Genomic DNA, 23,627 nt, shown 5'->3' on the forward strand with positions numbered 1-23,627 from the left:
AAAACAATATGACAACAATTAAGGATATTGCAAAAGCGGCCGGAGTCAGTGTCACAACAGTTTCCAATGTGATTCACGGCAATGCAGGGAGAGTTTCTCCGGCAACCATTGAAAAGATTCAGCAGATTATGAAGGAAATGCATTACATTCCGAATATGGGAGCCAGAATGCTTGTGCGAAATCAATCGAAGATTATAGGAGTAATTATCCACGGCTATCGGGAAGCGAAAGACGGAACATTTCACAGTCCGTTTACTGCTGAAATTATAGGGGCAATGGAAAGGGAAATTCGTTTGAATGGCTATTATATGATGCTGCATGCCTCGGATTCTCCGGAAGAGATTAAAAATCTTGTGGCAAACTGGAATGTGGACGGCATCATTACTGTCGGACTGGGAATGGATTTTTGCGATCCGCTGAAAGAATGGCTGCAGATTCCAATTGTGTTTACTGATTGTTTTTTTCATGAAAACAATATGTCAATGTTGGAACCGAGGATGAAGAAGGAGGATATCTGGCAGCCAAATATCTTCTGGAGCATGGCCACCGCCGCATTGGATTTGCAACAGAACGTCAGATTACAGAAGGGGAAGCCGATCGATGTGCGGATGGACTTCGTCTGCATGGGTTTCGTAGGGCGTGTATGGAGAAAGGGCTTATGTGGAGTGAGCAGATGGTCGTATTTGGAGAAGATTTGGAGCGGTTGAGAAATTTTACCGGAATTGTTGTCAGTTCGGACTATTATGCCCTTGCACTGATGGACATACTTCGGCATAGAGGCGTTAAGATTCCGGAAGAACTGTCAATCATCGGGTTTGACGATATTTTAATGTCTCATTTTTCTTCGCCGCGTCTTACAACAATTCATCAGGGAGTTCCGGAAAAAGGAATTCTGGCGGTACAGCAGCTGCTGCGGCAGATTCGCGGTGAAATAGTCGAAGAAAAAGATATCAGACTGCCTGTGCGGATTGTAGAGAGGGAATCTGTGAAAACACTTATTGACAGTTCAAAACGAGTGTGATAAAACAATAGCAGAAAGAAAATATGCGGGCTTTTTTGAAAGAGCCTGTATATTTTTACAAAATAAGTTTAACGTAAAACCTATAACTGATAAAATCAGAATGAAGGAGAAGAAAACGATGGAAAAGACATGGTGGAAAGAAGCGGTAGTATATCAGATTTATCCGCGCAGTTTCTGTGACAGCAATGGAGACGGGATTGGTGACTTGAATGGTATTACATCTAAAATGGATTATTTAAAGGAATTGGGAATTGATGTAATCTGGCTTTCTCCGGTGTACGAATCTCCAAATGATGACAATGGGTACGACATTAGCAATTACCGGGGAATCATGAAAGAATTCGGGACAATGGAAGACTTTGACCGGATGCTGGCAGCGGCGCATGAGCGTGGAATCCGGATTGTGATGGATCTTGTTGTAAATCATACTTCTGATGAACATCCGTGGTTTGTAGAAAGCCGCAAGTCGAAAGAGAATCCATATCGCGATTATTACTTTTGGAGGGAAGGTAAGGACGGAAAAGAACCGAACAACTGGGGTTCCTGTTTCAGTGGATCCGCCTGGGAGTATGATAAAACAACAGATATGTATTATCTGCATTTATTCTCCAAAAAGCAGCCGGATCTGAACTGGGACAATCCGAAGGTGCGGGATGCAGTATTTGATATGATGGACTGGTGGTGTCAGAAGGGAATTGACGGTTTCCGTATGGACGTGATCAGCATGATTTCGAAAGTGCCGGGACTTCCGGACGGACCGAAAGCTCCGGAAGCTCTTTACGGCAGTTACGGGCCTTACAGTGTCCATGGACCGCATGTACATGAATATTTGCAGGAGATGAATCGGCGGGTGCTGTCCAAATATGATCTTTTGACTGTCGGAGAATGTGCGGGAGCAACGGTAGAACAGGCAGCAAAATATGCATCACTGGACGGAAAAGAGCTAAATATGGTTTTTCAGTTTGAACATACAGGTCTATCTTCCAATGGACCGCTCGGGAAATGGACAGACAAAAAGATCGATCTGCGGGAACTAAAAGAGGTAATGTCCAGATGGGAGACCGGTCTGGAAGGAAAGGCATGGAACAGTCTGTATTGGTGCAATCACGATCAGCCGCGAATGGTATCAAGGCTTGGCAATGATTCGCCGCAGTTTCGGGAGTATTCCGCCAAAACACTGGCAGTCTGTCTCCATATGATGCAGGGAACTCCTTATGTATATCAGGGAGAAGAACTTGGCATGACAAATGTTCCGTTTGAAAAACTGGAAGATTACAGAGATATTGAAAGTCTGAATGCATATGAGGAAGAAGTAGGGCGCGGAAGTGTTACACCGGATGAAATGCTGCATTACCTTCGTTGCAGAAGCCGTGATAACGCAAGAACACCGGTACAGTGGGACGATAGTGAGCATGCAGGATTTACAACAGGAACACCGTGGATCATGGTCAATCCGAACTATAAAGAAATCAACGCGAAAGAACAGCTGTCCAGAAAAGATTCCGTATTTTATTTTTATAAGAAACTGATCCGGCTGCGAAAAGAGTACGACATCATTCCATATGGTACATACCAATTATTACTGCCGGAAGATCCGGATCTCTTTGTGTATGAAAGAAAACTGGGAGAAGAAAGGCTTCTTGTTATATGTAATTTTTCAGAAAAAGAGCTGTCCTATGAAGTGCCGGAAGAATTTTCCGCAGAGAATGCCAAACTTCTGATTGCAAATTATGAAGATGCCAAGATAGCAGCACATTTGACACTTCGCCCATATGAATCCCTTGTTTTATATCAAAATTGTTAAGAATATAACTTGCAAGCCATTTTAAAATCATGTAAAATGAACTCTGGAAAGAGCATATATTCAAAGTACCAGAGAAGGAGAGAATATGATGAGTAAGAAACCTACAGTATTGATGATTTTAGATGGTTACGGATTAAATACAGAAACAAAGGGAAATGCAGTGGCAGAAGCTGCAACTCCGGTTATGGATAAATTAATGGCAGACTATCCGTTTGTTGAAGGAAATGCCAGTGGAATGGCAGTGGGACTTCCGGAAGGTCAGATGGGGAATTCAGAAGTTGGTCATTTGAATATGGGAGCAGGACGGATTGTATATCAGGATCTGACAAAGATTACAAAAGCAATCCAGGACGGAGACTTCTTTGAAAATGAAGCGCTGCTTGCTGCCTGCGAAAATGCAAAGGCAAATGACAGTGCGCTTCACCTGTTCGGACTTGTATCTGACGGAGGCGTTCATAGTCATAACACACATATTTATGGTCTGCTGGAACTGGCAAAAAGACAGGGACTTTCAAAGGTATATGTACATTGCTTCTTAGACGGAAGAGATACACCGCCGGCATCCGGCAAAGAGTATGTGACAGAGCTGGAAGCGAAGATGAAAGAAATCGGAGTAGGAGAAGTAGCGACTGTCATGGGACGTTATTACGCAATGGATCGTGATAACAGATGGGATCGAGTAGAATTAGCATATAAAGCCATGGTGAAAGGCGAAGGTGTTCCGGCAGATGCTGCAGCAGATGCCATTCAGGCTTCTTACGATAATGGCAAGACAGATGAATTTGTACTTCCGACTGTGATTATGAAAGACGGAGCTCCTACAGCAATGATTCAGGAGAAGGATTCTGTTATCTTCTTTAACTTCCGCCCGGATCGTGCAAGAGAAATTACAAGAACATTCTGTGATGACAGCTTTACAGGATTTGACAGAGGCGAACGCGTAAAAACAACTTATGTCTGCTTTACAGAGTATGATGTAACAATTGAGAACAAACTGGTTGCATTTGTTAAAACAGAAATTACAAATACATTTGGGGAATTTCTTGCAGCAAATGGATTAAAACAGGCACGTATTGCTGAAACAGAGAAATATGCGCATGTAACGTTCTTCTTTAATGGCGGCGTAGAAGAGCCGAATGAAGGAGAAGACCGTATTCTTGTTAAATCTCCGAAGGTGGCAACGTATGATCTTCAGCCGGAGATGAGTGCGCCGGAAGTATGCGATAAACTAGTTGCTGCAATTCAGTCAGGAACATACGATGTCATTATTGTGAACTTTGCAAATCCGGATATGGTAGGACATACCGGAGTGGAAAATGCAGCAATCAAAGCAATCGAGGCGGTTGACACATGTGTCGGAAAGACAGTGGAAGCGCTAAAAGAAGTGGGAGGACAGATGTTCCTTTGTGCAGATCACGGAAATGCAGAGCAGCTCATTGACGAAGAAACAGGCGCTCCGTTTACAGCACATACAACGAATCCGGTTCCATTTATCTTAATCAATGCAGATGAGAAGTATGGACTTCGCGAAGGTGGATGTCTTGCAGATATTGCACCGACATTAATTGAACTGATGGGAATGGAACAGCCAAAAGAAATGACAGGAAAATCCCTTTTGATTGAAAAATAATATCTTAGTGAAATAGCAGAAAATGAAATAACGGCAACGAGAAACCTTGCATGGAGAAGCGTACAAGAACGTATGCAGCTTTATGCAAGGTTTTATTATGTAATTTGGTAATGAAAAAATCTTGTGGATTAGGATGTTGGAAAACAAAATGAATAAATAATATAAATATATTTCAAAAAATATGTTAAAAACCATAAAAATACAAATAAAACAAGAAATAATTGCAAGAAATGATTGACGAAACGTCAAAACTTTAGTATGATGCAAGGAGTGAAAAAGAAAATCAGGTAGGAGGGATACGCAATGGCAGCGTACAGAGAACTTGGCAGAGAGGAACTGCTGGAATTAAAAGAAGAATTAGAGGCACAATTTGCAGAGGTAAAGGCAAAAGGACTCAAGCTGGATATGTCAAGAGGGAAGCCGTCAAAGGCGCAGTTAGATCTCTCCATGGGAATGATGGATGTATTGACAAGTGATTCAGATCTGATCTGTGAAGAAGGAGTGGATTGCCGTAATTACGGTGTTCTCGATGGAATTAAAGAGGCAAAGCAGCTTCTTGCAGATATGATTGAAGTGCCAAAGGACAATATTGTTATTTTTGGAAATTCCAGCCTGAATGTGATGTACGACACCATTGCACGTTCCTTTACACACGGCGTTATGGGAAGCACTCCGTGGTGCAAGCTTGATAAAGTGAAGTTCCTATGCCCGGTTCCGGGATATGACAGACACTTTGCAATTACAGAATATTTTGGGATTGAGATGATCAATGTCCCAATGACAGAATCCGGACCGGATATGGATATTATAGAGAAATTAGTAAGCAGCGATCCGGCTATTAAAGGAATCTGGTGTGTGCCGAAATACTCTAATCCGCAGGGAATTACATACTCGGATGAGACGGTGCATCGCTTTGCGTGTCTGGAACCGGCAGCAGAGGATTTCCGTATTTACTGGGATAACGCATATGGAATTCATCATTTATATGAAGATAAGCAGGATTATCTTATTGAGATTCTGATGGAATGTAAGAAGGAAGGACATCCGGACATGGTTTATAAATTTGCTTCTACTTCCAAGATTAGTTTTCCGGGTTCCGGGATTGCAGCGATCGCAGCTTCCGATGCAAACTTGATCGATATCCGTAAACAGATGAAAATTCAGACAATTGGACACGATAAAGTAAACCAGCTCCGCCATGCAAGATTTTTCGGAGATATTCACGGTATGGTACAACATATGAAAAAACATGCTGATATTATCCGGCCGAAATTTGAGATTGTTCTTGGCAAACTGAGAGAAGAGTTAGGCGAATTGGAAATCGGATCCTGGATGGAACCACGCGGAGGTTATTTTATTTCCTTTGATGCACTGGACGGATGTGCGAAGAAGATTGTGGAAAAAGCAAAAGAAGCCGGTGTAATTATGACAGAGGCCGGCGCTACGTTTCCGTATGGCAAAGATCCGCATGACAGTAACATTCGGATTGCTCCGACATTTCCTACAGAAGAAGAGCTTGCAATGGCAACGGATATTTTTATTTTAAGTGTCAAGTTGGTAAGTATTGAGAAAATTTTATCAGAAATAGAATAGAAAGCAATATAGAGGCGCAGTTCCTTTTGGAAGCTGCGTCTTTTTTTGTGCCGTAAAAACTAAGAAGTTCTTAAGAATTTAGAGAGGGAAAAAAGAAAACCATCTGCTTTATTTTAGATAAACTAATACACAGATGGAGGTATACACTATGACAAAACAGAGATTAAAAGTTAGAAAACGAAATCGAAGAAAGATAAAGCAAAGGATGCGTTTGATCATTACAATAATAGTTTTATGTCTTGGAATCACTGCAGTTCGGGCGCTAAGCAGCGGCTTCACAATCTTACAGGCAATGGGATCAAATTTATCTATGATTACAGAGAAAGGAGACTATCCGGAAGAGTTATTGGAGATGTTATCACGAAATCCGGAAATGAGAGAATTTGTATTAGATTATCCGGATAAAAAGGGAAAGGTATATGCCGATACAATCGGAGAAGTAACCAAAGGGGAGTTTCCGCTTTTACTGCAGTGGGATCACCGTTGGGGATATGGCGCATATGGAAATAGCTTGATTGCTGTGAGCGGATGCGGCCCAACAGCGCTGGCATCTGTCATTGCAGGTCTTACGGGAGAAAATACAGTTACGCCATATACGATTGCTAAATTTGCAGAAGAACAGGGGTATTGTGTTGAGGGAGTAGGAACAAGCTGGGAATTGTTTACGAGTGGAATTCGTTCTTTCGGGATTGCCGGTACAGAAATGAGTCTTTCAAAAGATACGGTGTTTGAGGCGCTGCAAAACGGGCAGCCGATTATTTGCAGTATGCGCCCGGGTGATTTTACGACAACAGGGCATTTTATTACATTAGTTGGAATCGAGGATGGAAAAATTAAAGTGAACGATTCTAATAGTAAAAAGAATAGCAAAACATTGTGGGAGTATGAAACATTAGAGCCGCAGATTAAAAATTTGTGGGTGTTTCAGTAGAAAGCTTCTGGATAGAAGCAATAAAAACAGAACGTCCAAAGTTGTTTTGCTCGGACGTTCTGTATAAAAGGATGTTTGGAAAGGCTCTTTCTGTGGGAAAGAGTTTTTTTGTTCTAATATTAAGGAATTACTCCAGATTTTTATATGCGGTTGAAAGCATTAATTTAATACGGTTCAGCTGATTTACTTCGCTGGCACCCGGATCATAATCGATTGCAACGATATTAGAGTCGGGATGAAGCCGGCGCAGCTCTTTGATAACTCCTTTTCCAACGATATGGTTCGGCAGGCAGGCAAATGGCTGTGTACAGACAATATTCTTTGTACCGCTGTGAATGAGTTCCAGCATTTCTCCTGTTAGGAACCAGCCTTCTCCGGTCTGATTTCCAAGCGATACCACTTCTTTTGCCATATCAGCGGTGTCTTTGATATGAGACGGCGGGAGAAAGTGTTTACTTTCTTTGAGTGCATCACAGGCAGATTTCCGCATGGATTCCAATACACGAATTCCAAGATTGGCTTTCCAGGCAGAAGATTTCTTCATACCAAGATGTTCGGACTTAAAATTCATATTATAGAAACTGTACAGGAAGAAATCCGTCAGATCCGGAACAACTGCCTCAGCGCCTTCTTGTTCCAGAAGCTCCACAAGATAGTTATTTGCGACCGGAGAGAATTTGACAAGAATTTCTCCGACAATTCCTACTTTTGGTTTTTTAATATCCAGCATTGGAAGCTGATCGAATTCTTTTACAATCCGGCGGCAGAGCTGATCGAATTTTCTCTTAGAGAGCTGATTGCTCTGGAGAAAATCAATACATTCCTGCTTTAGCTTTTCGTGGAGTGCATTGGCTGATCCCGGAATCTTTTCATAAGGGCGGGTACGATAGAGTACACGCATGAAAATGTCGCCGAGAAGCAGAGAATATACGCCTCTTAGCAAAAGTGGAAGCGTAATCTGAAAACCAGGGTTATTCTCCAGACCGCTTAAATTCAATGAAATAACCGGAATATGTCCGTAGCCGGCCTTGCCAAGTGCACGGCGGATAAAGCCAATGTAGTTGGAGGCACGACAACCGCCTCCGGTCTGCGTGATGATAACCGCAAGCTTATCTGTGTCATATTCGCCGGACAAAATCGCATCCATAATCTGACCGACAACAATCAGAGATGGATAGCAGGCATCGTTGTTTACATATTTTAAGCCTGTGTTAATGGCTGCTTTATTGCTGTTCGGAAGCACTTTGATGTTGTAACCGCATTTGCGGAAAGCCGGCTCTACAAGGTCAAAATGAATTGGCGACATCTGTGGACAGAGAATCGTATAATCTTTTTTCATTTCTTTTGTAAACGGAACTTTTGTAATGGCAGTTGAATGCAGCTCTCGTGCCTCCTGTTTCTGCTCCCGCACACGAATTGCAGCGAGCAGGGAACGAATACGAATTCTTGCAGCGCCCAGATTATTTACCTCATCGATTTTCAAAGAAGTATAGATCTTGCCCGATCCGGTTAAAATATCGGATACCTGATCGGTTGTAACAGCATCCAGACCGCAGCCAAAAGAGTTGAGCTGAATGAGATCCAGATCATTTCTTGTCTTGACATAGTTAGCGGCGGCATAAAGTCTTGAGTGGTACATCCACTGATCCATTACGAGCAGCGGCCGTTCTACCGGAGCTAAGTGAGAAATGGAATCCTCCGTCAAAACAGCAATATCATATGAATTAATCAGTTCGGGAATTCCGTGATTTACTTCCGGATCCACATGATATGGACGTCCTGCAAGAACAATACCGTGTTTGTGGTGTTCTTCTATGTACGCCAGTGTCTCTTCACCTTTTTTGCGGATATCATTTCTTGCATTGGAAAGTTCATTCCAGGCTTTTGAAGCAGCTTTTCGAATTTCTTCCGCAGGAATTGAAAGAGTGTTTCCAAGTTCTTTCACAAGACAGTTTGTAAATGTTGCCTCATCTTTTAAAGAGAGGAATGGGTTGAGAAAACGAACTTCTCCATTTACAATGGTGTCAATATTATTTCGAATGTTTTCCGCATAGGAAGTAACAATCGGGCAGTTATAGTGATTATTTGCATCTTCAAATTCCTGGCGTTCATAAGGAATACAAGGGTAGAAGATAAAAGGCACATTCTGCCGGATCAGCCATTCTACATGACCATGAGCCAATTTGGCCGGGTAACATTCGGATTCACTTGGGATTGACTCAATTCCCATTTCATAAATCTTATGACTGGAAGCCGGAGAAAGCAATACCCGGTAGCCAAGTTCGGTAAAGAACGTGAACCAGAGTGGGTAATTCTCATACATATTCAAAACGCGTGGAATTCCGACAATGCCGCGCTTTGCCTCGGAAAGAGCGAGCGGTTCATAATCAAAGTAGCGGTGGAATTTGTAGTCGAACAGGTTCGGAAGTTTATTCTGTGATTTTTCCTTACCGAGTCCACGCTCACAGCGGTTTCCGGAAATGTAGCTCCGACCGCCGCTGAATTTATTAATTGTCAGGCGGCAGTTGTTTGTACATCCCTTGCATTTTGTCATGGTTGTTGTATAAGTAAGTGCTTCGATTTCTTTGATCGGAAGCATGGTTGTGCCGGTGCATCCCTTCATCTGATAGCGTTCTCTTGCGATAAGCGCAGCGCCGAAAGCGCCCATAATACCGGCAATATCCGGACGTACAGCGTGACAGTCGGCAATACTTTCAAAGCTTCGCAGGACAGCATCGTTATAAAAGGTTCCACCCTGTACTACAATGTGAGAACCAAGTTCAGAAGCGTCGGATACTTTGATTACTTTAAACAGAGCATTTTTAATGACAGAGTAGGCGAGACCGGCAGAAATATCTGCAACAGAAGCCCCTTCCTTCTGTGCCTGTTTTACTTTAGAGTTCATAAATACGGTGCAGCGCGTTCCGAGATCAATAGGATTGCGGGCAAATAAAGCTTCATGAGCAAAATCTTCTACAGAATAATTAAGAGATTTTGCAAAAGTTTCAATGAAAGAACCGCATCCGGAGGAGCAGGCTTCATTTAATTGGACACTGTCTACCGTTTGGTTTTTGATTTTAATGCACTTCATATCCTGACCGCCGATGTCAAGGATACAGTCTACATCCGGTTCAAAGAAAGATGCGGCATAGTAGTGGGAGATCGTTTCTACTTCACCTTCATCAAGCAAAAGAGCGGACTTGATCAATACTTCGCCATAGCCGGTGGAGCAGGAATGAACAATGCGTACTCCATCCGGAAGATGCCGGTAAATATCTTTTATGGCAGAAATTGTCGTGCCAAGCGGATCGCCGCTATTGCTCTGATAAAAAGAATACAGCAGTGTTCCGTCTTCCGCGACAAGTGCTGCTTTTGTTGTTGTAGAACCGGCATCAATTCCGAGAAAACAGTTCCCGCGATAGGTACTTAGATCCATCATTGGCACCTGGTGCTTGTCATGTCGTTCTTTAAATTCGTGATAATCTTGTTCAGAAGCAAAAAGAGGCTGAAGGCGTTCTACTTCAAATTCCATTTCAATTCGGTTCGCAAGCTTATCCCTCAGTTCCAACAGAGATGTAACGACATCTTTTTTGGAATTCAGGGCAGATCCGATGGCAGCAAAGAGATGGGAATAAGTTGGAATAATTGTATGTTCCTCATCAAGGTTCAGTGTACGGACAAAGGCTTCCCGAAGTTCCGAAAGAAAATGCAGTGGTCCGCCGAGGAATGCCACATGGCCGCGGATAGGCTTGCCGCAGGCGAGTCCGCTGATTGTCTGGTTGACAACTGCCTGGAAAATAGAGGCGGATAAGTCTTCTTTTGTGGCGCCTTCATTAATTAAAGGCTGAATGTCTGATTTTGCAAAAACACCGCAGCGTGCCGCAATGGTATAAAGGGCTTTATAATGTTTGGCATATTCATTTAGTCCGGTAGCGTCTGTTTGAAGGAGAGAAGCCATCTGATCGATAAATGAACCTGTACCGCCGGCACAGATCCCGTTCATACGCTGTTCGACATTTTTTCCTTCAAAATAAATAATCTTGGCGTCTTCACCGCCAAGTTCAATGGCAACGTCTGTCTGAGGTGCATAATCCTGCAGTGCAGATGATACAGCGATTACCTCCTGAACAAAAGGAACCCCGAGATGCTTTGCCAGGGTTAAGCCTCCTGAACCGGTGATCATCGGGGATACTTTGACAGAACCGACAGTATAGATTGCCCGTCCCAAAAGATCTGAGAGGGTTTCCTGAATATTGGCATAATGCCGTTCGTAGTCAGAAAAAAGTATTTCGTTATGGTCGTTTAATACAGCAATTTTAACAGTGGTGGAGCCGATGTCAATTCCTAGTGTATACAAATCTTTTTGACTCATGCTGTCACTCCTTTATCCTAAAAATATAGTGTTATTACTTATTTAATATGCTTCCTGCATACCAATGTACATTATACGACAGAAAAAGGAAAAACACAATTTCCAAATAGCTAAAAAGATTGTTAAATATTATGAACAAATTGTGAAATGTGACATTTTTTGACGAAGGTTGGAAAAGAGAATTTAATATTTTCTAAAAAAGAAATAAACATCAGGCTTCAAATTGACAAACGTCAAAGGAAAAGTTACAATGTGTACATTATCATATATAAAAATGAAAAGGGGAAGAATGATATGAACTGGTTGAATAAACTGGAAAGAAAGTTTGGAAAGTATGCCATCCCGAATTTAACATTTTATCTGATTGCATGTTATGTGCTTGGTTTTGCTATTTCTGTGTTTATGCCGAATATGTTTTCGTATTTGACGCTGGAACCGGCGTTGATTCTTAGAGGACAGATTTGGAGGATTGTAAGCTGGGTGCTGATTCCGCCATCAAGTTTTGATCTTTTTACGATCATTATGCTACTGTTTTACTATTCACTTGGAAAGACATTGGAGCAGACATGGGGAACTTTCCGGTATAATGTATATATTTTCTCGGGAATTATCTTTACGGTAATTGGTGCATTTGTGCTGTATGGAATTTTTTCAATACTTGTTCCGGGATTTGCAGGAGTCGGAGGCATTATGGGAGCTTTCTTCTCAACGTATTATATTAATATGTCTATTTTCCTTGCGTTTGCAGCAAGTTATCCGGAGATGCAGGTACTGCTTTATTTTGTGATTCCGATTAAGATGAAATGGATGGGAATTCTGTATTTCGTACTGATCGGATATGATTTCTTAAGAGGAGGCTGGCCAACGAAGGTTGTTATTTTAGCGTCGCTTCTGAACTTTATTGTATTTTTCTTATCAACAAGAAATCTTTCACCATATAATCCGAAAGAAATACAGAGAAAACGAAAATTTCAGCAGGAAATGAAGCGGTCAGCGCCGGCGGGAGATGGGCCGCGGCATCGCTGTGCAGTATGTGGCAGAACGGAACTGGATGATCCGAATCTGGAATTCCGCTATTGCTCAAAATGTAATGGTAATTATGAATATTGTCAGGATCATTTATTCACACACGAACATAAAAAATAACTAGGAGTATTACTGATGAAGAAAGAACCATTTGTGACGAAAGAACAGATTGAAGAGATTGTAAAGACATATCCAACTCCATTTCATCTGTATGATGAAAGAGGAATTAGGAAGAATATGAAGGCATTAAGAGATGCGTTTGCCTGGAATCCAGGATTTCGGGAATATTTTGCGGTAAAAGCAACGCCGAATCCGTATCTGATGCAGATTTTGCGGGAGTACGGCTGTGGCTGCGACTGCTCTTCTTATACAGAATTGATGCTTTCGGAAGCAATCGGAGCAACCGGCGAAGATATTATGTTTTCATCTAATGCGACGCCGGCAGAGGAATTTGCTTATGCGGCGAAGCTTGGAGCAACGATCAACTTGGATGATTTTACCCATATTCAATTTTTGGAAGATACGATTGGCTATATCCCGAAAAAGATTAGCTGCAGATTCAATCCAGGTGGATTGTTCCAGATCAGTAATGATATTATGGATAATCCGGGAGACTCTAAATATGGAATGACAACAGAGCAGTTGTTTGAAGCGTTTCGGATACTGAAGGCAAAGGGTGCAGAAGAATTTGGAATTCACGCATTTTTGGCAAGCAATACAGTGACGAACGAATACTATCCGATGCTGGCAAGAGTATTATTTAAGTTGGCAGTACAGCTTCAGAAAGAGACGGGAGCTCGGATCTCTTTTATCAATTTATCAGGCGGTATCGGAATTCCGTATACACCGGATCAGGAACCGAATGATATCAGAGTGATTGGCGATGGGGTACGCAGAGTATATGAGGAAGTGCTTGTTCCGGCAGGAATGGGAGATGTGGCAATTTATACAGAACTTGGACGGTTTATGATGGGACCGTATGGCTGCCTTGTAACGAAAGCTGTCCACGAAAAGCATATCTATAAAGAGTATATAGGTTGTGATGCCTGTGCGGTTAATCTTATGCGGCCGGCTATGTACGGCGCTTATCATCATATCACAGTTGCGGGGAAAGAACATCATGTCTGTGATCACAAGTACGATATTACCGGATCACTCTGTGAGAATAATGACAAGTTTGCGATCGACAGAATGCTTCCGAAGATTGAAATTGGTGATTATCTGATCATTCATGACACAGGTGCGCATGGGTTTTCGATGGGATATAACTACAATGGAAAGTTAAAGTCAGCAGAACTTCTTCTGAAAGAGAGCGGAGAAGTGCAGCTGATCCGAAGGGCAGAAACACCGGCAGATTATTTTGCGACATTCGATTGCTTTGAGATTGGAAAGAAATTGCTGGGACAGGATGAAAACTGCCACTAGAGAGAAAAAGAGGTTTTCCTAAAGAATTTCTGAAGAAAAAGCTTGCATTTATCATAAAACTATGATATGATACAAAACGGTTGAGAAACCGGCCGGTGTGTCGGAATGGCAGACGAGGCAGACTCAAAATCTGTTGTGGGCAACCACGTGCGGGTTCAAGTCCCGCCGCCGGCATAAGAAAAGTATCGCATTTGCGGTACTTTTTTTGTTGCCCGGATTTGTGATAATCGTGTTTTCATTGACTCTAAAATATGATATCATAAATGGGTATGAGAACGTACGGGCTTTTGCCGTCGGGACAGGAGTGTATCAATGAGCGAAAAAATTTTATTAATCGATGGACATAGTATATTAAACCGGGCTTTTTTTGGTGTGCCGGATCTGACCAATGATGAAGGACTCCATACGAATGCGATATATGGATTTCTGAATATTTTATTCAAAGTTCTGGATGAGGAACAGCCGGAGTATCTGACGGTTGCGTTTGATGTGCATGCACCTACATTTCGTCATGAGATGTACGATGCATATAAAGGAACGAGAAAACCAATGGCAGAGGAACTGCGTCAGCAAGTGCCGGTCATGAAAGAAGTGCTAAAAGCTATGGGAATTCGCGTGATCGAAAAAGCAGGATTAGAAGCAGATGATTTGATTGGAACACTGTCAAAACGCTGCGAAGAGCAGGGAATGGAAGTGACTGTTCTTTCCGGAGACAGAGATTTGCTACAGCTTGCTACGGATCGGGTAAAAATCCGAATTCCAAAGACGAAGCAGGGGCGTACAGAGGTAGAAGATTACTATGCGTCAGATGTGAAAGAGCGCTATCAGGTAACTCCGAAAGAGTTTATCGATGTGAAAGCGCTGATGGGAGATACGTCAGATAATATTCCGGGAGTTCCGAGCATTGGAGAAAAGACTGCTACGAAAATTATTGTAGAATACGGAAGCGTTGAAAATGCGTATGCACATGTCAGTGAACTGAAGCCGCCGCGGGCATCAAAAGCGCTTCAGGAACACTACGATCTGGCACAAATGAGTAAGACGCTGGCGACAATCTGCCTGAATGCGGATTTGGAGTATGAGGTAGGGGAAGCCAGAATTGGAAATCTTTTTACACCGGAGGCGTATGAATATTTTCGGAAACTTCAGTTTAAAAATCTGCTGGCAAAGTTTGAAGTAGAGGTTCCGGTAAATGAAGTGGAAAAACATTTCCTTGAAGTAACAGAAAGGGAAGGGCTTCAAAAAGTGCTTGAAAAGGCAAAAGGAGCAGAATGGATCGGTGTTTCTCTTGAAAAGGATGAAGAACATTCTTTACCGCTCTTTGCAGGCATGGGTGGTTACAGTGCGGCTGCGATTGCGATAGGAGATACAGAAGTTTATCGAATCCCGGCAGGCAAAGAGATTACGATGAAGATGATCTATGAGGCATTTTCTGAATTGGCGAAGGCAGGGAAGAAAATAGCATTGTTTGATCTGAAGAAGCTTTTGAAGGAAACAAAAGTGAGCCGGACAGCATTTGTTTTTGATGTACATATTGCGGCATATCTTTTGAATCCACTGAAAAATGCATATGGATTTGAAGAAATTGCGGAAGAATACTTACATCTTTCAATCAGTGAGAAAACAAAGAGAGAAGACCGGACATGCTATGAGGCCTATGCGGCGTATGAACTTGCACCGGTTTTACAGAAACGATTGGAAGAAGAACAGATGGAAAAGCTGTATGAAGAGATCGAGCTGCCGCTTGTCTTTGCACTGAACGATATGGAAGAAGCGGGCGTCCGTGTAAAAGCCGAAGAATTAAAAGCGTACGGAGAAGCATTGACAGGAAGAATCGAAGAACTGGAAAAAGTAATTTGGGAAATGGCCGGAGAACAGTTTAACATTAATTCGCCAAAACAGTTAGGGGTAATTTTGTTTGAAAAACTGCAGCTTCCCCATGGGAAGAAAACAAAAAGCGGGTACTCGACAGCAGCGGACATTTTAGAAAAACTTGCAGGCGAATATCCGATCGTGGCATCGGTTCTTGAGTATCGACAGTTAACAAAGTTGAAATCTACTTATGCAGACGGCCTGGCAGGTTTTATTGGAGAAGACGGGCGAATTCATGGAAAATTCCACCAGACTGTTACAGCAACCGGGCGGATCAGCAGTACGGACCCGAATCTTCAGAATATTCCGGTACGAATGGAACTGGGAAGACGGATCCGGAAGGTATTTGTTCCGCAGGAAGGATGTATTTTTGTAGATGCGGACTACTCGCAAATTGAGCTTCGGGTGCTGGCTCATTGTTCGGGGGATCAGGCGCTGATTGATGCGTATCGGGAAGCGAAAGACATTCACAGAACAACCGCCTCCCAAGTATTCCATACGCCGTTTGAGGAAGTGACAGAACTGCAAAGAAGAAATGCCAAAGCGGTTAATTTTGGGATTGTATATGGAATCAGTTCTTTTGGATTAAGTCAGGATCTAAGCATTACGCGAAAGGAAGCAGCAGAATATATTGAGCGCTATTTTGAAACCTATCCCGGAATTAAGAAATTTCTGGATGATGCAGTGACTCATGCGAAAGAAAAAGGATATGTAACAACCTTGTTTGGAAGAAAACGCCCGATTCCGGAATTGAAATCATCTAATTTTATGCAGCGAAGCTTCGGGGAGCGTGTAGCTATGAACTCCCCAATCCAGGGAACGGCGGCGGATATTATGAAGATAGCTATGATCGGGGTAAATGAATCATTGCGGAAAGAAAAACTGCGTTCCAGAATTGTTCTGCAGGTTCATGATGAGTTACTGATTGAAACATTTGTGGAAGAAGAAGAAAAAGTGAGAGAGATTTTAGCAAGAGAAATGGAGCAGGCTGTCTCTCTGAGTGTTCCGCTTGTCATCGATGTGCAGACCGGCGAGAACTGGTATGACGCTAAATAATAAAGAGATAAGAAATCACAAAGAGAATTTAAGAAGAAAGCGCTTGCAGGAAGCAAAGGAAGACAGAGAAATGAAAATTATCGGAATTACGGGAGGCGTAGGCTGCGGAAAGAGTAAAGTGCTTTCCTGGTTTCAGGCATTGCCGGATACAAAAGTATACGAGGCGGATCAAATTGCTCATTTGCTTCAGGAACCGGGAGCATGCTGCTATAAAGAAATCGTTGCGGAATTTGGCGTGCGAATTCTGAAAGAAGATGGAAAGATCGATCGAAAAATACTTGGAAGTATTGTGTTTTCAGATGCGATAAAGCTGGAAAGGCTGAATCAGATTGTTCATCCGAAAGTGAAACAATATGTACAAAAATGTATCCGGGAGGAAGAATCAGCTGGAACAAGGCTGTTTGTGTTGGAGGCTGCACTGCTTTTGGAAGACGGGTACGAAGAGATCTGTGATGAGATCTGGTATATTTACGCGCGTGAGGAAATAAGGCGGGCGCGGCTGAAAGCGTCTCGGGGGTATTCAGATGAAAAAATAACTTCCATGCTTCAGGCACAGAAAAGTGAGAATGAATTTCGCGAAGCCTGCGACAGAACGATCGATAACAGCGGTTTGTGGAAAGAGACTTGCAGTCAGTTAAAAAATGCGTTAGAATCAGTATGTTAACGAAATAGATGATACAATCAGGAGATAGATAACATGAGAATGTGCAGCATTGCCAGTGGAAGCAGCGGCAACTGTATCTATGTAGGAAGTGAATCCACACATTTACTTGTAGATACGGGAATCAGTAAGAAACGAATTGAAGAAGGGTTAAAGGAACTGGATGTAAAGGGGAATGAGCTGAATGGGATTTTGATTACCCATGAACACTCTGATCATATTCAGGGGCTTGGCGTATTTAGCCGTAAATATGAGATTCCGGTTTATGCAACACGAGGAACAATTGAAGGCATCCGTCAGAGCAAATCTCTTGGAAAGCTGCCGGAAGGATTGCTTCACGAAGTACAGATTGACCATCCATTTTCCATAGGAAATATTGAAGTAAATCCGTTTCGGATTTCCCATGATGCCAAAGAACCGGCGGCATATCGTTTTGCAAGCGGCAGCAAATCGGTAGCAGTAGCAACCGATATGGGGATTTATGATGACTATACGGTGGAACATTTAAGAGATCTGGACGCAATCCTTCTTGAAGCGAATCACGATATCCATATGTTGGAAGTTGGTGTATATCCATATCATTTGAAACGGCGTGTGGCAGGTGATAAGGGCCATTTATCCAATGAAACATCGGGACGACTGCTCTGCGATATTTTGAATAATCATATGAAGAGCATTATGTTGGGGCATCTGAGCAAAGAGAATAATTATGAACAGCTTGCATACGAGACAGTGAAGCTTGAAGTGACACTGGGAGATAATCCTTACCGGGGGGAAGAACTTCCTATCACAGTGGCGAAAAGGGATCAGATTTCAGAAAGTGTAATGATTTAATGAGGTAAATAATATGGGGAAAATAGCAATTGTTACGGACAGCAACAGCGGAATCACACAAAAAGAAGGGCGTGAACTTGGGATTACAGTCCTTCCAATGCCATTTTTTATTGACGGAGAACTGTTTTTAGAAGATATTACGCTGACGCAGGAAGAATTCTATGAAAAATTAAAAAATGATGCGGAAATCACCACATCCCAACCATCTCCGGGAGATGTAATGGAACTTTGGGATGAACTGCTGCGCACGCATGAGGAAGTGCTTCATATTCCGATGTCAAGTGGTTTGAGCAGCTCCTGTGAGACCGCTATGAGTCTTGCAATGGAAGAAGAATATGCAGGCAGGGTGCATGTTGTAAATAATCAGCGTATTTCTGTAACACAGCGTCAGTCGGTACTGGATGCGATGCAGCTCGCCACAGCAGGGAAAAATGCAGCAGAAATAAAAGAAATTCTGGAAGAAAATCGTCTTGCGGCAAGTATTTATATTACAGTTGATACATTAAAATATTTGAAAAAGGGCGGCAGAATCACACCTGCTGCAGCAGCAATCGGAACAGTGCTGAATTTAAAACCGGTGCTTCAGATCCAGGGAGAAAAATTAGATGCATTTGCAAAGGTACGGGGTTGGAAGCAGGCGAAGAAAACGATGTTGGATGCGATGGAGAAAGATATGCTGCACCGCTTCCAGAATCAGAAGATCCATTTAGAAGCGGCGTATACTTGTTCAGATGAGGAAGCAGCAAAATGGAAAGAAGAGATTGAGGACAGGTTCCCAACTTGTGAAGTTATATGGCACGCCTGTCGCTGAGCGTGGCATGCCATATTGGCCCGGGAGCAATGGCCGTGGCCTGCTCTAAGGTAATTTAATAATTTGTTTTTGATATTCAGAGCGAAATGGCTGCCGGTATTTATCGGCAGCTATTATTTCGTACAAATCCGAAGAGCGGATGTCGAGAGAAAGCATATCTTGTCCGACAGGCGATAGCGAAGAACTTTTTGTAATCTTTGTCAGCAAAGGAATGGAAGATGATCTACTGACGGCGGTCAGGATTTCCTTCTGGCTTGTGCGAAATCCAAGAAGCCGTGCATAATAAGTGAAACCTTCCGCCCGATATGCAAGAAGTTTCTCCTGCGTAATTCCAAGCAGAATATGAAACAGCGCCCGGCTGATTCTCGCATGTGTCATTTCTTTTGTCTTTAGAAGTGCAGTAAATTGGGCGAGGGAATTAAAATTCCCAAGCTGATTGCAGATCCGGTCAGCCAGTTCAGGACTGACATCAGCAAATTGGCAAAGAGAATCACGAGACTCTGTGAGAAGGCGGTATTTTAAAGGCAGTCGAAAGTCTTCCAAAGTAACAGGATAACCGCAGGAAAAAGCTTCTTTCAGAATGTGAAGCGCCGATACCGGCATAAAAGTCTCCAGGGCATCAAGGGAAGTACCCTCTGAAATTGCACTGCGGATTGCGGATGCGGAACTTAGAGGGCTGTCAAGACTGGTATCATGGTAATGAGTACCTGTTCTTGAAATGGTAAATGGTTTGAGCGGACTGTTCTGCTGTAAGATGGCTTTGAGATATTCAATTGCCAAAATATTGTTAGGAGACGCAAGGAAAGAGCCGGCATCTTTAAGCTCCGGCAGAAAGGAGATCAGAGCTTTCTGCCTTGCTTTTGGAAAGGAAAGTCCCTGCTTCAAATGTTCTTGTAAAATATTTTGAAAAGCGGCAGGTTCATCCGAAAGGACTTTGGCGGCTTTCATAAGAGGCTCAATAGAACCGCATTCGGAGCCAAAGCAGACAGAATCAATGCATCCGAGCTGTGTCAGGAGGGAAATGGCGCCTCCGGCAAAGAATTCAGCGCTTCCGCAGGCGTAGCAGACCGGAAGCTCGAAAACAGCCCCGGCGCCTTCAGACAATGCCATCTTTGCCCGCATATGTTTTGGAAGAAGGGCAGGTGCGCCGCGCTGCACAAAGTCACCGCTCATAATAACGACAGCTGCATCTGCGCCCGTAACTTCCAAAGCTTTCTTTAAGTGGTAAGCATGTCCATTGTGAAAGGGGTTATATTCAGTAATCAGTCCGGTCAATTTCATAGTGATGTCACTCCTTCTGTTATCAAAATTATATTCAATATATCATATTATGAGCAGTTTTACAAAAGAAGTAGACCATTGTATCGGAAAATAGACAGAATTTGGGTTGTATACATGAGGAAAATAAGTTATAATAAACAATATATGAGAAAAAAGAGGAGGTCCTAAAGATGGGATTTATTGATGGAATTAAAGAAAAAGCCCGCGCATTGCAGAAGACAATCGTACTTCCGGAGACAGAAGACGACAGAATCTTCCGGGCAGCTGAAATTATTTTAAAAGAGCAGATTGCAAAGGTTGTACTGATTGGCGATACAGACGCAATTCAGGCAAAGAAAGCTGAATTTGCTATCGAAGACGCAATCATCGTAGATCCAAAGACATATTCTAAGACAGAAGAATATATTGAAAAACTGGTTGAACTCCGTAAGAATAAAGGAATGACAGAAGAACAGGCAAGAGAGCTTCTTCTGACAAATTACCCGTATTACGGTGTAATGATGGTTAAGATGGGAGATGCTGATGGTATGGTATCAGGAGCATGCCATTCTACTGCAGATACATTGAGACCATGTCTTCAGATTTTAAAGACAAAACCGGGAACAAAGATTGTTTCTGCATTCTTCCTGATGGTAGTACCAAACTGCGATATGGGCGAGAATGGAACATTTGTATATGGTGACTGCGGTCTGAACCAGAATCCGACAGCAGAAGAGCTTGCAGCAATTGCGGATTCTTCAGCAGAGTCTTTCAGACAGCTTGTAGGAGCTGAACCTCGTGTTGCTATGCTTTCTCACTCTACAAAAGGAAGTGCAAAGCATGCAGACGTTACAAAAGTAGTAGAAGCAACAGAGATCGTAAAGGCTGCAAGACCAGACCTTCTGGTAGATGGAGAACTGCAGCTTGACGCAGCGCTTGTTCCGGAAGTGGCAGAATCAAAAGCACCGGGAAGCCCAGTGGCAGGTAAAGCAAATGTTCTGATCTTCCCGGATCTGGATGCAGGTAATATCGGATACAAATTGACACAGAGACTTGCCAAAGGAGAGGCATACGGTCCTCTGACACAGGGAATCGCAAAACCGGTCAATGACTTATCTCGTGGATGCAGCGTGGAAGATATCGTAGGCGTTGCAGCAATCACGGCAGTACAGGCTCAGGAGTAGTTCGTTTCAGAACATAAAGAGCATCACACACATTTGAAATTGACTGCGTAAGCAGTACAATAGAGAGAAAAAAAGGAGATAATCACAATGAATGTATTAGTAATCAACTGTGGAAGTTCATCTTTGAAATTCCAGCTCATCAACTCTGACACAGAAGGCGTTCTTGCAAAAGGTCTTTGCGAGAGAATTGGTATCGATGGAAGACTGACATATCAGCCGGCAGGCGGAGAAAAAGTTACAACTGAGAAAGCAATGCCAACACATACAGAGGCAATCCAGTTTGTAATCGATGCTCTGACAGATGCTGAGACAGGTGTTGTTAAGAGCCTGGAAGAAATCAATGCAGTTGGACACCGTGTTGTACACGGCGGAGAGAAATTTGCATCATCTGTTGTTATCACAGATGAAGTAAAAGCTGCAATCGAAGAGTGCAACGATCTTGCACCGCTTCACAATCCGGCTAACTTAATCGGTATCGAAGCATGCCAGAAATTAATGCCGGGCGTACCGATGGTAGCAGTATTTGATACAGCATTCCATCAGACAATGCCTGCAACAGCTTATACATATGGTCTTCCATATGAATATTATGAAAACTACAAAGTAAGACGCTACGGTTTCCACGGAACAAGCCACAGCTTCGTATCTAAGAGAGTTGCAGAAGTACTTGGAAAAGACTACAATGCAACAAAGACAATCGTTTGTCATCTTGGAAACGGATCTTCTATCTGTGCAGTAAACAATGGAAAATCTGTAGATACTTCTATGGGACTTACACCACTGGAAGGTCTTGTAATGGGAACACGTTCAGGAGATATCGATCCGGCAATCATGGAATTCATCGCTAAGAAAGAAAACCTTGATATCAATGGTCTGATGACAGTTCTGAACAAAAAATCAGGTGTAGAAGGAATCTCTGGCGTATCCAGCGACTTCCGTGACCTTGCAAGTGCAGCAGAAGAAGGAAATGAACGCGCTCAGCTTGCTCTGGATGTATTTGCATACCGTGTAGCAAAATACGTTGGAAGCTACGCAGCAGCTATGAACGGCGTTGACAATATCGTATTTACAGCAGGTATCGGTGAAAATGACTGCGAAATGAGAAAAGCAATCTGTGCTTACCTCGGATATCTTGGAATTGAGATCAATGATGAGGCAAATGGAAAACGCGGCGAAGAAATCGTAATTTCTACACCAGATTCTAAAGTAACAGTACTTGTTATTCCTACAAACGAAGAACTTGCAATCTGTCGCGAGACAGTAGCACTTGTGTAGTAAAAGATTTATTCAATAAAAAGATATAATTCAATAAATATAAAAATATTTATTGACAAAATCTTTTTGCATGATATAATAGTCTAGGTATGAATAGGAGTGTAACAGATATGTTAGTGAACCTATCAAGTGTACTGTCTGAACAGCATAAGACAATCAAGGAAGATGTTCTGCCTGATCTGAAGGAATTCAGGAAAGAAGGAGCAGATTATCCGATTCAGATAGATACTCCACTGCATCTTGAGATATCACATCTCAAGAACCGGGAGCTGCTGATCAGAGGACATGTTGAATTGATTTTAAAAGCGCCGTGTGACAGATGTTTGAAAGAAACGGAAGTTCCGCTTGCGATTGAGATTGATAAGCATGTGAATCTTGATGACAAAGATGCCGTGACGACAGACGAATTAGACGAAGCAAATTATATTGACGGATATGAGCTTGACGTAGACAAATTACTCTATAATGAGATATTGATAGGATGGCCGATGAAAATTCTATGCTGCGAAGACTGTAAAGGTGTTTGCAGTGTATGTGGTCAAAACCTAAATGAGGGAACTTGTGACTGTGAAGATACGAGTCTTGACCCTAGAATGTCAGTTATCCGCGATTTGTTCAACAATTTTAAGGAGGTGTAAATGTCATGTCAATTTGTCCAAAGAATAAATCTTCCAAAGCAAGAAGAGATAAAAGAAGAGCAAACTGGAAAATGAGCTCTATGAATCTGGTAAAATGCAGCAAATGTGGTGCGTTAATGATGCCTCACAGAGTTTGCAAATCTTGTGGAAGCTATAACAAACGCGAAGTTGTAAGCGTTGAAGATTAATGAAAAGATAAAATGAGAACTATCATAGTGGTAGTTCTCATTTTTA

At 42.5% G+C, this 23,627-nt stretch carries 16 protein-coding genes, 1 tRNA gene and 2 pseudogenes; 17 read left to right on the top strand and 2 right to left on the bottom strand.

All coding sequences use genetic code 11. The features are described from left to right. Positions 1–8: 8 nt before the first annotated feature. The 6 genes and pseudogenes from DWX73_RS14245 to DWX73_RS02465 all read left to right on the top strand — a co-directional run. Positions 9–143, top strand: a pseudogene (locus DWX73_RS14245) (LacI family DNA-binding transcriptional regulator); the annotation flags it as partial. Between the two features lie 434 nt (positions 144–577). Further along, positions 578–1,021, top strand: a complete 444-nt coding sequence (locus DWX73_RS02445) for a LacI family DNA-binding transcriptional regulator (protein WP_242996557.1) — start codon at positions 578–580, stop codon at positions 1,019–1,021. Positions 1,022–1,139: 118 nt separating this feature from the next. Continuing rightward, positions 1,140–2,825 (top strand): glycoside hydrolase family 13 protein, encoded by a 1,686-nt coding sequence (locus tag DWX73_RS02450; protein ID WP_118346597.1) that lies wholly within the window; start codon positions 1,140–1,142, stop codon positions 2,823–2,825. A gap of 88 nt (positions 2,826–2,913) precedes the next feature. Continuing rightward, positions 2,914–4,455, top strand: a complete 1,542-nt coding sequence (gpmI, locus tag DWX73_RS02455) for a 2,3-bisphosphoglycerate-independent phosphoglycerate mutase (protein WP_118346599.1) — start codon at positions 2,914–2,916, stop codon at positions 4,453–4,455. 303 nt (positions 4,456–4,758) lie between these two features. Next, positions 4,759–6,048 carry an aminotransferase gene (locus DWX73_RS02460; protein ID WP_118346601.1) on the top strand — a complete coding sequence of 430 codons (1,290 nt, stop codon included), beginning with the start codon at positions 4,759–4,761 and terminating at the stop codon, positions 6,046–6,048. A gap of 148 nt (positions 6,049–6,196) precedes the next feature. Further along, complete coding sequence (locus tag DWX73_RS02465; protein ID WP_242996555.1) at positions 6,197–6,979, top strand: C39 family peptidase; 783 nt, start codon at positions 6,197–6,199, stop codon at positions 6,977–6,979. 127 nt (positions 6,980–7,106) lie between these two features. On the opposite strand, the gene DWX73_RS02470 is transcribed toward DWX73_RS02465, so the two are convergent. Further along, positions 7,107–11,351, bottom strand: coding sequence for a 2-hydroxyacyl-CoA dehydratase (locus DWX73_RS02470; RefSeq protein ID WP_118346605.1), 4,245 nt, complete (start codon positions 11,349–11,351; stop codon positions 7,107–7,109). Positions 11,352–11,645: 294 nt separating this feature from the next. Here DWX73_RS02470 and DWX73_RS02475 point away from each other — a divergent pair, with 294 nt between their 5' ends. The 7 genes and pseudogenes from DWX73_RS02475 to DWX73_RS02505 all read left to right on the top strand — a co-directional run bounded on the left by DWX73_RS02475 (position 11,646) and on the right by DWX73_RS02505 (position 19,095). Further along, a complete protein-coding gene (locus tag DWX73_RS02475; protein ID WP_118346678.1) occupies positions 11,646–12,497 on the top strand; it encodes a rhomboid family intramembrane serine protease in 852 nt (283 codons plus the stop codon). A gap of 15 nt (positions 12,498–12,512) precedes the next feature. Next, on the top strand, positions 12,513–13,802 hold the full coding sequence (locus DWX73_RS02480) for a diaminopimelate decarboxylase family protein (RefSeq protein ID WP_118346607.1): 1,290 nt from the start codon (positions 12,513–12,515) through the stop codon (positions 13,800–13,802). A 91-nt stretch (positions 13,803–13,893) separates the two neighbouring features. Then, positions 13,894–13,976 (top strand) — tRNA-Leu (locus DWX73_RS02485). Positions 13,977–14,114: 138 nt separating this feature from the next. Then, a complete protein-coding gene (gene polA / locus DWX73_RS02490; protein WP_118346609.1) occupies positions 14,115–16,730 on the top strand; it encodes a DNA polymerase I in 2,616 nt (871 codons plus the stop codon). Next, positions 16,717–17,394, top strand: a complete 678-nt coding sequence (coaE, locus tag DWX73_RS02495) for a dephospho-CoA kinase (protein WP_330413399.1) — start codon at positions 16,717–16,719, stop codon at positions 17,392–17,394. The genes polA and coaE overlap by 14 nt, the downstream gene beginning before the upstream one ends. A gap of 33 nt (positions 17,395–17,427) precedes the next feature. Continuing rightward, a complete protein-coding gene (locus DWX73_RS02500; protein WP_118346611.1) occupies positions 17,428–18,225 on the top strand; it encodes an MBL fold metallo-hydrolase in 798 nt (265 codons plus the stop codon). Between the two features lie 13 nt (positions 18,226–18,238). Further along, positions 18,239–19,095 (top strand): annotated as a pseudogene (locus tag DWX73_RS02505) (DegV family protein). Here the strand turns inward: DWX73_RS02505 and DWX73_RS02510 are convergent. Continuing rightward, the gene (locus DWX73_RS02510) at positions 19,082–20,317 is read right to left on the bottom strand and encodes a nucleotidyltransferase (RefSeq protein ID WP_118346613.1); all 1,236 of its coding nucleotides are present in this window, start codon (positions 20,315–20,317) and stop codon (positions 19,082–19,084) included. The pseudogene DWX73_RS02505 and the gene DWX73_RS02510 overlap by 14 nt on opposite strands. Positions 20,318–20,487: 170 nt before the next feature. Between DWX73_RS02510 and pta the strand changes: the two genes are divergently transcribed. The 4 genes from pta (at position 20,488) to rpmF (ending at position 23,581) form a co-directional block, all read left to right on the top strand. Beyond that, a complete protein-coding gene (gene pta, locus DWX73_RS02515; RefSeq protein WP_118346615.1) occupies positions 20,488–21,480 on the top strand; it encodes a phosphate acetyltransferase in 993 nt (330 codons plus the stop codon). Between the two features lie 87 nt (positions 21,481–21,567). After that, entirely contained in the window at positions 21,568–22,755 is a 1,188-nt protein-coding gene (locus DWX73_RS02520) for an acetate/propionate family kinase (RefSeq protein ID WP_118346617.1), read from the top strand. A 110-nt stretch (positions 22,756–22,865) separates the two neighbouring features. Continuing rightward, the gene (locus tag DWX73_RS02525; RefSeq protein ID WP_118346620.1) at positions 22,866–23,393 is read left to right on the top strand and encodes a YceD family protein; all 528 of its coding nucleotides are present in this window, start codon (positions 22,866–22,868) and stop codon (positions 23,391–23,393) included. A gap of 5 nt (positions 23,394–23,398) precedes the next feature. Beyond that, positions 23,399–23,581 (top strand): 50S ribosomal protein L32, encoded by a 183-nt coding sequence (gene rpmF / locus DWX73_RS02530; RefSeq protein ID WP_118346622.1) that lies wholly within the window; start codon positions 23,399–23,401, stop codon positions 23,579–23,581. Positions 23,582–23,627 lie beyond the last annotated feature (46 nt).

This window comes from Coprococcus sp. AF21-14LB (genome assembly GCF_003458885.1).
Classification (GTDB): domain Bacteria; phylum Bacillota; class Clostridia; order Lachnospirales; family Lachnospiraceae; genus UBA9414.